Raw genomic sequence first — 12,785 nt, forward strand, 5'->3', positions numbered from 1 at the left:
ATTTTATAGATACTTTGTGGTAGCCTCAAGTAGGAGGATTTAGCACAGGCAAACAATGATATCTTTTGTCTAGAAAGGAGAATGTTTTTTGAAATACACATTACGAAAAAAAATTAAGGGTGTTTTTTATAGGATTACTAGTACTAGTAATAATCGCTTCTATTTTCGTTTATTACAAGTTTTTAAAACCTTCAGCAGATATTCAACAATACAAGGAGTATTATGCTCCAAAAACAACACAAAAAGTATTGAATCAAGGTGAGGTAAAGGTCACATTTTTAGGAACATTATCTTTACTATTTGATGATGGAAATACACAATTAATGATTGATGGTTTTATTTCTAGGCCATCCTTACCAAAAATGTTGTTCAGTAATATAAAAACAGATGAAGATGCTGTGGATAAAGTTTTTAATCAAATAGGGGTTGATAATAATAAACTTAAGGGATTATTTATTGCACATACACATTATGATCATGCGTTTGATTTAGCTTATATAGCTAAACGAACTGGAACACATGTATATGGTTCAGAATCAGCAATTAACATAGGGATTGGTGGTGATATAAATAAGAACCAGATGTCTGTATATGAAGTAAATAAGGCTATGAAGTTTGGTGATTTTACTGTTACTGTCCTTCCATCGAAACATTCACCAACCTTTGATGAAGGAGAAAAAATAAAAAAGCCACTTAAACAACCAGCTAAAGCCCTAGATTATCATGAAGACTCTTCATATGATTACTTGATTACACATAATAATAAAACTTTCCTTGTTAAACCAAGCGCTAACTATATAGAAGGGGTATTAGATGATATTCGAGCTGATGTCTTGTTTTTAGGAATAGGGGTATTAGGAAAGCAGGAAAGTACTTTCCAAAATACGTATTACAAGCAAACTGTACGAAAAGTACAACCGAAGCTTGTTATTCCAATACATTGGGACGATTTCAACAAACCATTGACAGATACTCTTGAAGCAATGCCTAAATATGCGGACAATACCAAAAATGGATTAGATTTTATAATTCAAAGGACAAAAGCAGATAAAATTGATTTTCAAATACTTCAAGGTTTTAAAAGTATTTACTTCTAAAAAAGGGATCCACCACACCTCTATCAAGTTAAGAAACATAAAAAACGATAATAATGAACTTCTGCGCTAAAAAAGCCACAAAATTTTCGTTTAGGGGGCAATCTGTTCTGTTAGATTGATGGGGATGGGGTACCGCCAGCATTTCGGAAAAAAACACGCTAAGCAAAAAACTAGACTCTGCAAAAGAAGCTAGTTGACGTAAAGTTCGTTACTAGCAGTAGGGACTTTATTTATTTGATGATTTTTAAAAACAAAACTTATTTGGTGTTTATCAATGCTTCGGATTGGTACAAGGCACCTTATTACAAAATAGAGAAAGTTCTTACTGTAAGAACTTTCTCTATTTTGTATATTTAGAATATAATGATGATTTGTTATAATGTATTAGAGGTCTACATTATGTGGAGTTATTGTTAATCATTCAAATAGTATTTTCACAGTAAATCCAAGCTAAAAAAAGAGACTTAATATGTTAAATGGTTTTGGAATTCCAGGAACTATTATTACTGTTTTAACTTTAATTGGATTAGTATTTTCATTTAATAAATTGTTTAGAAAAAATCAATAAAATAACATTTGATTTAAATAAGAAAGGAGGGGAGTTATGTTGAAACAAGGATGGAGCAAGTTTAAACGTAAGTGTAAATCCCCTAAAGACGGTTTAAGAAAAGCTTTAGACTTTATTTTTAGCGAAATCATATGGGATTCTATTTTTAAAGTTTTTCTTAAACTGTTATGGGTGTTTAAAGGTATGGGAAAAGGTTTGAAACGCTTAATAGATAACATATTTACATAATTTTTGTTATTGGTAGTTCCTTATTTATAAGTTAAATTCATTCATTTTTTACTTTCTTTATTTGACTTTGTTATGAAAGAAAAAGTATAAATTATAAGAGCTAACCAAATAAAGGTAAAAGCTATAAAATGTGTTTTTGTCAATGTTTCGTTATAAAGAAAGACACCGGTTATCAGGGATAGAGTTGGTGAAATATATTGGAGAATACCAAGCATAGATAATGAAACATTTTTAGCACTTTTTGTGAAAAATAAAAGTGGTAGAGCTGTTACTATGCCACTCCCTATTAATAATAAACTGGTTGAAACAGAATTGAAAAATTGTATTTGAGATTGAAACTTCAAGTAAGCCATATATACTAACGCAATGGGAGAAATCACCATTGTTTCAAGTGTTAATCCAATGACTGAATCTGTTTTAATCATTTTTTTTGCTAAACCATAAAATCCAAAGGTAAGCGCCAAACTAAGAGAAATCCAAGGAATCACACCATAATGGAACGTTAGTGTTAATACACCAATTCCCGCTAATATAAATGCAAGAATTTGAGAACCGCTTAACCTTTCTTTTAATGCGATTACACCGATTAACATACTTGTTAAAGGATTAATGTATTGACCAAGACTTGCTTCTAATATTTTTCCATTGATCACTGCCCACATAAAGATGCCCCAGTTTGAACTAATCAGTACGGAAGCAATAAAAAGGGATAAAACCAATTTTGGATTTTTAACGATTTCTTTCATAAATTCAACATATGTAGACCATTTTTTCATGAAAAATAAAAGTACAAGCATAAAAATAAAGGACCAAAAAACTCGTTGTGCTAGAATTTCTCCTGAAGATACGTGTTGAATAAGCTTCCAGTAAATTGGAGTAATACCCCACATAATATAAGAAATTATTGCAAACACAATACCATCTTTTTCATTATTTAATTTCATTCTTAGCCTCCTTCCTAAATATTCAAATGTTAAATTATCTAGTTTGTTTTGAATAACTATCAGTGGTAGAGAAAGTATTGATGAAATCTTCTTTAATGCAAATAATGATTTTAACATCAATGATTGATAAAGCAAAATATTTCATTATCTTATGTTGTTAGTAGAACAATGTATATTGTATACATGTAAGGTTAACATAACCTCCTATTATCGGTAGCTAAGAAAAAGGTGTCCCTGTACTCTCAGAAGGGATTCGCCTTTTTCTTTTTCTATGACTCTATGCATCTTTTTATACATTCCTATTCTAGAGCGACTTTTGGCTTCCCTATGTCTCCCTATTTTTCGCATGAAAATTTGTATACTCTTAGCGTGGTTTTTTACCGAAATGTTGGCGATATCCCATACCCATCAACTTAAGAAAACAGATCCACCCCACAACAAAGAAATAAGCTTTTTATTATAAGTTAACATAAAATTTCGTTCTGGGGGTACTATAAAATGTTAGGTTGATGGGCATGGGGTCGCCAGATCATTTCGGGAAAATTGTACGTTTAGACACAATTTGGACATATTTTATTGAAGCTTATTCCACAAGCGAACCCGTTAGTTCAATAAGGGTTATTCTCGAACTTCCCTAATACTTTTTCTACTTAAAAACGCGTGTCCGTTTGTTAATTTTTTTACTGTTTGAAATCCATATTTTTGATATACTTTTTCTACTGATTCATTTATTGAAAAAAACCAAAGCTTTTTTATTCCTCTAGTTATTACTTCTTTTTGTATAAATTGAATAACTTCACCTATTAAGCCTTTACCTATTAAGCCTTTACCTATGAATTCTTCAATTGTAGCTACACTTTCCATTCGAGCTTGTTCCCCATCTTCAAAAATACAGGCAGTTGAACAAGCTATCCTGTCGAACCGAAGAAGATAATGTGTGAAGGAAGAATGATTAAATTGTTCTTTATAAACTTTTTCAATTGACTCCTTTCCTCCAAACTCTTTAATACTACTCTCTATATCTAAAGCTTCTTGGTAATTTTCTCTAGTTACTTTTTCAATAATAACTCTTTTATTATTCTGAATTTCAATCACTCGGTTATTCCACAATTGAACAGGACTAACGAGTTCTTCATATCTAAAATTCCTTGTTTTTAATTCAGTAATTAGATTTTGTTGGCTCTCTAAATTATAAATATAAAACCTTGATATGATTTTTTAGACTGATAATAGCTAATAATCTCGTCTATAACTGACTGTGGATGTAACCACTCATCAATAATATGTGCGTGATTTGAGTCATAATAATTTGGTTGGGTTTCATTATAAAATAACGATCCCCACGAGGTATCAATTCGTTTAGAAAAGGTTTCATAGTATGAAATATCAAGCATTAAAAGTTCTTGTGAATTTGGCATATAGTTACCTCTCATTTTCCAGAATAGAATTAATATTAACAGAATTATAACATATATCTTTCAAATCCTTCTTAAACTAACCTGCACCTATAGATAAAAATTTTTTCAAAACGGTACGACTTTATTTTAAAATTACATTTATCGCTTTTTTATAGGGGTCCCGCCCCATGTCCATCAATTTGTGAATTAAATAACGCCTCAAAATAAAAATGTCCATTTTACTTGGAGGGATAGCATCAACAAAATGCGATTTTCGTACGCTAAGCAATTTTTCACATAGAAAAGGCCGATTCCCTGTACGCTAAGAGAATTGGTCTTTTTTTACTAATGTTACCGCAGTACTGGGAATTTCAAACAGACTTAATAGTATGTAATTAGCAGTTAAAACCCTAAATGAGTTTGGGGAGATGGAATAAAAAAGTTCTTTATTCATTCATTCATAAATGAGCTGATTATGCTATTTGTTAGTAAAGGACTTTTTTATGTAAAGACAAAGTGGTGTCAACAAATAGAAGGTCATGCTTTTTTATTTTGTATGCTAACGATAAAAAATAGTATTTAAATAGGATGTTGATATTATCTTGATCTTTTTTATATAAAAGGAAAAAGTAATTAAGGGGAATTGAGAGTAGTCTAGACTGATATTTGAGGGAGCTTACAATAAAAATGACATCTTAAATGATAAAAATTTATTGTAAAGCGATAAAAATTATATTAAAATCAAAATCATAATGAATAAGTGTGGTGCTTTTTATGGAAAAGGTAGCAACTTTATTTTTTTAATTAGAGGAGGTATAAATATGGATATTAATAATTTGATTATTGAAAATATGGATAACCCTCATGAGTTGGAGAGAATGTATAGAAAAGACCCGAAAGCTTTTAAAAAGTCATTCTCACAAGCATGGGATGAAAAACCTGATTCTCAGGTTCTAGCTGCTTGGTATGAAAGATTGCATTTCAAGGAGACGGCAAAGAAAGAAAAAATATCGCTGTTTCAAAAAGGATTCTTATTCATGGGTATGTTAGCTATTCTAGCTGGGCTCAGCACCAGAATCATTTTCCACTTTGTCGAACTGGAAGCAATTGCTCCAATTAACTTGGCTTTTGGTGTAATTCCCTTTATTGCTGCTTATTTTATTTACAATAATACTCCGAAAAAAAGTATTATTTATTGCCTTGCAGCGTTGTTCCTAATTGCCGGGTTGTATCTTAATATGTTGCCAGTAAATTATAAAGACAGTACAATCCTTGCTTATTTACATCTTCCTATATTTTTATGGGTCTTAGTAGGACTTGCGTTTACAGGAAATGAATATTCAAAAGGCAGTACAAGATTAGCTTATATTAAATTTAATTTAGAATATTGCCTTCTCTATGCAAGCATGGCAGTGAGCGGAATGATACTAGCAATATTCACTATGCGATTATTTAGCTTTGTTGACTTGAATATAGGAGAATTCTATTTTAGTAATGTTGTTTTATTTGGAGCTGCCGCTCTCGCTGTAGTGGCTGCATACTTAGTATCATTGAATCTTAAACTTGCTAAAAATATTACACCTTACATATCTAAAATTTTTAGCCCTCTCGTCCTGATCACATTGTTTATTTATCTTATAACGGTAATTTGGGTCGGGAAAAATCCGTTCTTGGATCGTAATTTCCTAATGGCCTTCAACGGAATCCTGCTTGGCGTATTGGCTGTTACTATATTTTCTATCGTTGAGAGTGAATCAGACGAGAAAAAGAGCATTTCAGATTATATAAATTTTGCCTTAATTGTTCTGGCGCTTATTATCGACACTGTCGCATTGTCAGCCATCGTATTCAGACTTTCTTCTTACGGGATTACACCTAATAGACTTGCTGTTTTAGGTGTAAACATACTGATCTGGGCAAATCTCATTTGGATTATGTTCTCCTATATGCGTTTTCTACAAAACAAATCAGGGCCGACAGCTATCCAAGATGCTGTTACGAAGTATTTCCCAATCTATGGACTTTGGGCAGCTTTCGTTATCTTTACTTTTCCTGTAATGTTTAATTAGATAGGCTTTGTTAATATAATGATTAATTAATTTTCTATAACGTATAAAATCCTTAGAGCGGATAATTATCGTTACTTCTATTATTTCTTGAAAATAAAAAAACGTCCTAATTTGGGACGTTTTTTTATTATGTATATTGCTGTTTTTTCTTAATAAGTAATAACACTTGTGAAATACAAGCAAGTACTGGCAGTTCAATTAATGGTCCAATAACGAGTGCAAGTGCAATAAGGGGCTCGTCCGGAAAAGCAGTCACAGCAATAGCGAGTGCAACAGGTGAGTTTCTTGCTAATGTTGTTAAGCTTAAACTCACTGTATCTTTATAAGATAAGCGCATCATGCGTCCGATAAATTGTCCGAGTATAAAATTAATGATAAAGAACAATAGAACAGGGATGAGTAATAGTAAAACGACATTCATATTTTGCAGTAAATATTTACCTTGTGATGCAAACATCGCTACGATTGCTAAACTTAAAAATATAATTTGCGCAGAGCTGAAAAACGGAATGAGTTTATTCTCGAGTGTTTCGGTTTTTTTCATTTTATTCATAATGAATTTTGTAGCATGTGCAAGTACAAATGGTAAGACGATTACGATAACAATACTTTCAACTAAAACAGAAAGCGCTACAGTCTTCATGACACCAGCAAATAAAAATAAATAAATGGGAAGCAGTAGTACTTGCAATATTAAATTCACAGGCAAAATTGCAGTAGAAAGTGCTACATTTCCTTTTGCTATTTCAGTAAAGATTAAGTACCAATCTGTGCATGGGGTAACCATTAACATAATAAATCCAACCCAAAGTGCTGGATGATCTGAAAGAAATAGTGCACCTAATCCCCAAGCGAGTAAAGGTGTCCATATAAAATTAATAGTAAGGCTCGTTCCAGCGAATTTTAAATTGCGGAACCCGCTTTTTATTTCTTTCAATGGGATGCTGAGGAATAATCCATAAAGCATGAAAAATAAGAAGGGGACAATAAATTGCTCTGAATACATATGTATCAAATTAAATTGTCCAAGTACGATGCCGCATGTAACAGCAAAAAGAATAATAAAAGTTTGAATCTTTTCTATAGTGCTCATGAATAAATCCTTTCTAAATATGAATTTCCCTCTCTACATCTATTATACAAACAATAAAGTTATAATGGATGTTTTAATTGTATTGGAATCATTATTTTTAATTCGAGATAATATTTTTTATTTAAAGTTACTTGACTAAAGTAAGTAGGTGTAATACAATCACTTACATAAGGTAATTAAATAACAAAAAGTTTTAACTAACTGTAAATAGGGTATCAACTGCCCGTAAAAGCCCGATTGGTGAGGGCTAATAATCAGTGGGGGTGAACACCCCCCACTGATTAAAGTTTCACTTTATTAGAATAAGAATTTTTATGATGATGAATAATGAATATGATAAGAAAGTTTAGGTGAAGAAAATGGGATTATTTAGCTCATTATTTGGTAAAAAAGAAGAAAATCAAAAAGTAGAGGAGAATAAAACAATGTCAAAAGTATTATTTGTAAAAGCAAACGATCGTCCAGCGGAGCAAGCAGTTAGTTCAAAAATGTATGAAACATTTGTAAGTGCTTATAAAGAAACAAATCCGAATACAGAAATTACAGAGTTAGATTTATTTGCATTAGATCTTCCTTATTACGGAAATATCGCTATTTCAGGTGGATATAAACGTAGTCAAGGAATGGAGTTAACAGCTGAAGAAGAGAAGGCTGTTGCTACAGTAGATCAATATTTAAATCAGTTTTTAGAAGCTGATAAAGTTGTATTTGCGTTCCCATTATGGAATTTCACAGTACCAGCACCATTAATCACATATATTTCATACTTATCTCAAGCTGGAAAAACGTTTAAATATACAGCAAATGGCCCAGTAGGTTTAGCTGGTGATAAGAAAGTCGTTGTGTTAGGTGCTCGTGGTTCAGATTACTCTTCAGAACAAATGGCTCCTATGGAAATGGCAGTTAATTATGTAACGAATGTGCTTGGATTCTGGGGAATTACAAATCCAGAGACTGTTGTAATTGAAGGACATAATCAATATCCAGATCGTTCACAACAAATTATTGAAGAAGGTTTAGAGAACGTTAAAAAAGTAGCTGCGAAATTTTAATTCATGATAGTAAACGGAAAAACCAACATGGATGACCATGTTGGTTTTTTAGTCTATTTTCCGTGTTAAAAAATGTATATTTATAAAATAAAAGAAAAGTTTGAAAATAGTATTGCAAAATATTATATAGCAAACTATAATGAGTTCAAGAATAGTTGATGATCGAATTAAAAATTCAGAAAATTCAATTAGTTAAAAATGGAAATGAGATAAAAGGATCGGAATGGAGGTTGTTATATTATGACGAACAAAGTACCGTTTTCGTTCATAGTAGTTATTGGATTAATGTTATTCGCACTATTTTTTGGAGCAGGAAATTTAATATTCCCGGCAATGCTAGGGCAATCGGCAGGAGAGAATGTATGGATTGCAAACACTGGATTTTTAGTAACGGGTGTTGGATTACCATTACTAGGTGTACTAGCATTTGGTTTTTCGGGTAAAGATGATTTACAGTCATTAGCAAGTCGTGCTCACCCAGTGTTCGGGATTGTGTTTACAACAGTTTTATACTTAGCGATTGGCCCGTTATTTGCAATACCAAGAACAGGAAATGTTTCTTATGAAATTGGTCTTAAACCGTTTATGCCAGAAGGATTAGGTTCTACACCTTTAATTCTTTTCACAATTGTATTCTTTAGCATCACTTGTTTTTTTTCGCTAAACCCCGCGAAAATTGTCGATATTGTTGGAAAAATCTTAACGCCAATTAAGTTGACTTTTATCGGTATATTAGTAATCGTTGCTTTTATACATCCGATTGGAGATATGCAAGCACCAGTGGAAGCTTATACATCACATGCATTCTTTAAAGGGTTCCAAGAAGGATATTTAACAATGGACACACTTGCATCATTCGTATTTGGAATCATTATCATTAATGCAATTAAAGAAAAAGGTGCGAAAACGAAAACACAGATTATGATTGTTTGTGCAAAGGCGACAATCATTGCAGCATCTATTTTAGCAATTATCTATACAGCTCTTTCTTATATGGGTGCCTCAAGTGTTGCGAAGCTTGGACATTTAGAGAATGGTGGAGAAGTATTAGCGAAAGTTTCTAACTACTATTTCGGATCATATGGCGGAGTGTTATTAGGATTAATGATTACAGTAGCGTGTTTAACAACTAGTGTGGGACTTGTATCAGCATGTTCTTCATTCTTCCATAAGTTATTCCCAAATGTCCCTTACAAAGCAATTGCAATCATACTATGTGTATTTAGTGCAATTGTTGCAAACGTAGGATTAACACAATTAATCGCAGTTTCTGTTCCAGTATTAACAGCAATCTATCCACTAGCAATCGTATTGATTTTCTTAACATTCTTCCATTCATTATTCAAAGGAAGAGCTGAAGTTTACCAAGTGAGCTTAATCGTAACATTTATTATCAGCTTATTTGATGGATTAAGTGCAGCTGGCGTTAACATTGCAGTAGTAAGCCAAGTGTTCACTAAATTCCTTCCGATGCAAGAAGTAGGATTAGGTTGGATCTTCCCAGCGATTATCGGTGGATTTATCGGATACGGCATTAGCGTTTTAAAAGGAAAAAATCAAGTTCAACCAGCAGCTAGTGCGAATAAGAAAATAGGTTAAATAAAAAAGTTATAGAACTTGTTTCTATAACTTTTTTTGTTACTATTAATAATGAAAGAAAATAAAGTAGTAGGGGAAATAAAATGAAAAAAACAATTGATCATATTGGCATTGCAGTTCGAGATATAGATAGTACGATACGTTTTTATGAAAAGGTGTTGTTAGGAACTTTAATAGATCGTTACGTAAGTGAAGCTCCTGGTGTTGAAAGCGAAGTAGCCATTCTTGAAGTGGATGGAGATAGAATTGAATTACTTGCACCTACGAATAATACGACATCTCCAATAGCACGCTTTATTAAACAAAAAGGTAACACGTTGCGTATCGTGTCGATGATTTAGATGTGGCTTTAGAAGAGTTAAAAGAACAAGGTATTCGAACGTTAGAGCATACACTTCGAATGAATAAGCACGGTAGGAGATTAATTTATCTTAATCCAGCGGATACTGAAGGGACAATTATTGAGTATTGTGATTATCCGGAAGAGAAATAAAGTTCAATCTTAAGTAAAGGGGTTACATAATAATGTAACTCCTTTTTAGTATTCACTTAATGAAGAAATGAATTGTTATATCCATGATCCTGTCTATATTTCTAAAATAAAGCCAGTCATTAATGTAGACTTACAAAATTCAAAGCGAGTAACATCCTCTGACGTCAATCAATTATCTATAAAAGAAAAAATGAAAGAAAAGGTTGCAAAAATATTTGAGTATTATTTGTAAAAGTAAAGGAGTTAGGTGGAAGGTAAACTGTCCGTAAACGCCCGATTGGTGGAGGCAAATAATCAGTGGGGATGAATACCCCCCCACTGATTAAAGTTTCACTTTATCATTTTTTAAATGTATGCTTTTCTTCCTAATTTTGAGGATATTAAGGGGATTGAGATAAACCTAATGTTTATGAGGGTTTGAATGTAAAATAATGTTCGGAATGTAACTTTGGATTATTTAAAAAATACCATAAATTGTAGTGAATTAGTGTATCTCAATGATTCTACATAGAATGTATCTAAGCTGAACAAAAAAGAAACCATGCTAATTAGTTTAAAAGGATTTCTTTTGTTTATAAAGGAGTAGTACCACAGATCCATCAAGCTAGTATTTTGGAGTGTCCCCAAAACGACAATTTTATTATTTTACAGCTATTTATGAGAATTTAGCTCGATTTTTTCGTTTTGAGGAACAACAAATTTCTTAACTTGATGGGCATACAGCGAACCCCACCAGATTTATAAATCTAACTATGATAAGACCTCTGGAAAAAATCTGAAGATGACAGCTTTTTATTGATTATATTGAGGCTCATCTTATAGAACCTCCTGAACACGTGGTTCTAAAGAATCAATAATTGTCTGCGCTTGTTGAGCAGCATTTTGATACAGTTGTTTTGCTTGCTGATTGTCAGTATCAAGAACAAATCCTTCTAAACATGCTTGAGCACTTTTTTAATCCAGAAATAGTTTGCTTAAGCTTAGTAATTACTGTCATAATCAAGTTCCTCCTTAGTAATTATGAATTCACTATTTAGAATAGCTATTTTCTACTAGAAATATGATTTCTAAATCCTGGTTATCTTTATAGAAGGGGGATTGCCCCCATTAATTATTATGAACGGCTGGAATTTCTGTGATTTTTGATATTCTCAAGCAATGTAATGAAGCTTACATATTTTAAGTGCTAATTAAGATAATATAATATGTGTAATTTAGCATTAGAAGATTTAGGAAGCATTCATTTATGAAAAGGAGGAGACAAAATGACTATTTTCACATTAGGTAAAAAGGTTCCAAACTTTATACTTCCTGAAATAACTGGACAGGAATTTTCTTTAGAAACCCATCTTAAAGAATCTAAGGGTTGGAAATTAATTATTTTTTTTAGAGGAGCTTGGTGCCCAGTTTGTGTCCATGATCTGAAGGATCTTGAAGAAAGCAAAGGTTTCTTTGAAGGGAAAAATGTACATCTTATTACTGTGTCTACTGACAAGTTAGAAAATTTAAAGAAGATGGCATTGGAGAACAACTTATCGTTCCCAATTTTATCAGATGAATCCCTGGTTGCTTTAAAAGCTTACGATGTTTTCTATCATGGTGATGATGCACCTTATGAAGATCACGGTACTCATGGAGAACCTGCGTACTTTCTTGTGGATGAAAATGGGCAACTACTATATCAGCAGAGGCAAACTAGTCCATTTGGTCGTCCAACATCGACGGAGCTTAGAAAGATTGTTCAATATATAGGTAAAAATCTAAAGTCTAAATAAATCTATTTATAAGAAAAGAGCAAGCTGTTGAAGTGACCCCTAAAAGTTAGACACGGTTATTTCATTAGGCAGCTTGATCCAAATGAGTCCGGTATTGTACCGGGCTCATTTTTAATTTTGCCTTAATCCGTTTCGTATTATAATAATCTATATATTTTTCTAATTCTATTTTAAAATGATCTACACTTTCAAACTCTTTTATGTAGAGGAACTCCGACTTCATAATCCCAAAGAAATTCTCTATTACTGCGTTGTCGTAACAGTTTCCTTTTCGAGACATACTCTGTACGATCCCCTTTGATTCAAGTGTACGGACGTATTGTCTCATTTGATAATGCCATCCTTGATCCGAATGCATTAGTAGCTGGTGGTTTTCAGGTAAACGTTCTAATGCTTTCTCTAACATCTCTGAAACAAGTGAATACGTCGGTCTAGAACCGATTGTATAGGTAATAATTTCACCATTATAT

General features: G+C 32.3%; 9 protein-coding genes and 4 pseudogenes. 8 read left to right on the plus strand and 5 right to left on the minus strand.

Annotated elements, in window-relative coordinates:
• Positions 1-119: 119 nt before the first annotated feature.
• On the plus strand, positions 120-1,097 hold the full coding sequence (locus ACTFRN_RS07055; protein ID WP_014893843.1) for an MBL fold metallo-hydrolase: 978 nt from the start codon (positions 120-122) through the stop codon (positions 1,095-1,097).
• Between the two features lie 604 nt (positions 1,098-1,701).
• On the plus strand, positions 1,702-1,893 hold the full coding sequence (locus ACTFRN_RS07060) for a hypothetical protein (RefSeq protein WP_014893842.1): 192 nt from the start codon (positions 1,702-1,704) through the stop codon (positions 1,891-1,893).
• 41 nt (positions 1,894-1,934) lie between these two features.
• Here the strand turns inward: ACTFRN_RS07060 and rarD are convergent, their stop codons facing one another.
• Entirely contained in the window at positions 1,935-2,837 is a 903-nt protein-coding gene (gene rarD, locus ACTFRN_RS07065; RefSeq protein WP_000773901.1) for an EamA family transporter RarD, read from the minus strand.
• 618 nt (positions 2,838-3,455) lie between these two features.
• Positions 3,456-4,255, minus strand: a pseudogene (locus ACTFRN_RS07070) (GNAT family N-acetyltransferase).
• A gap of 800 nt (positions 4,256-5,055) precedes the next feature.
• On the opposite strand from ACTFRN_RS07070, the gene ACTFRN_RS07075 reads away from it, so the two are divergent.
• Complete coding sequence (locus ACTFRN_RS07075; protein WP_014893841.1) at positions 5,056-6,303, plus strand: DUF4153 domain-containing protein; 1,248 nt, start codon at positions 5,056-5,058, stop codon at positions 6,301-6,303.
• A gap of 127 nt (positions 6,304-6,430) precedes the next feature.
• Here ACTFRN_RS07075 and ACTFRN_RS07080 read toward each other — a convergent pair whose 3' ends face one another.
• Entirely contained in the window at positions 6,431-7,396 is a 966-nt protein-coding gene (locus ACTFRN_RS07080) for an arsenic resistance protein (RefSeq protein ID WP_000103801.1), read from the minus strand.
• A 359-nt stretch (positions 7,397-7,755) separates the two neighbouring features.
• Here ACTFRN_RS07080 and ACTFRN_RS07085 point away from each other — a divergent pair, with 359 nt between their 5' ends.
• From ACTFRN_RS07085 to ACTFRN_RS07100, 4 genes and pseudogenes are all read left to right on the plus strand, one after another.
• Positions 7,756-8,448 (plus strand): FMN-dependent NADH-azoreductase, encoded by a 693-nt coding sequence (locus tag ACTFRN_RS07085; protein ID WP_000522506.1) that lies wholly within the window; start codon positions 7,756-7,758, stop codon positions 8,446-8,448.
• Between the two features lie 240 nt (positions 8,449-8,688).
• Positions 8,689-10,047: a branched-chain amino acid transport system II carrier protein gene (gene brnQ / locus ACTFRN_RS07090; RefSeq protein WP_000182728.1), complete on the plus strand. Its 1,359-nt coding sequence runs from the start codon at positions 8,689-8,691 to the stop codon at positions 10,045-10,047.
• A gap of 83 nt (positions 10,048-10,130) precedes the next feature.
• A pseudogene (locus tag ACTFRN_RS07095) lies at positions 10,131-10,540 on the plus strand (VOC family protein).
• A 49-nt stretch (positions 10,541-10,589) separates the two neighbouring features.
• Positions 10,590-10,772: pseudogene (locus ACTFRN_RS07100) on the plus strand (cardiolipin synthase); the annotation flags it as partial.
• Positions 10,773-11,356: 584 nt separating this feature from the next.
• On the opposite strand, the pseudogene ACTFRN_RS07105 reads toward ACTFRN_RS07100, so the two are convergent.
• A pseudogene (locus ACTFRN_RS07105) lies at positions 11,357-11,537 on the minus strand (DUF1657 domain-containing protein).
• A 268-nt stretch (positions 11,538-11,805) separates the two neighbouring features.
• On the opposite strand from ACTFRN_RS07105, the gene ACTFRN_RS07110 reads away from it, so the two are divergent.
• A complete protein-coding gene (locus tag ACTFRN_RS07110) occupies positions 11,806-12,315 on the plus strand; it encodes a peroxiredoxin family protein (protein WP_014893839.1) in 510 nt (169 codons plus the stop codon).
• Between the two features lie 64 nt (positions 12,316-12,379).
• Here the strand turns inward: ACTFRN_RS07110 and ACTFRN_RS07115 are convergent.
• Positions 12,380-12,785 (minus strand): IS3 family transposase (locus ACTFRN_RS07115; RefSeq protein ID WP_438877181.1); only part of this gene is annotated, 406 nt, incomplete at its 5' end.

Origin of the sequence: Bacillus cereus group sp. MYBK245-2, assembly GCF_051916145.1 — a bacterium.
Lineage (GTDB): Bacteria > Bacillota > Bacilli > Bacillales > Bacillaceae_G > Bacillus_A > Bacillus_A pacificus.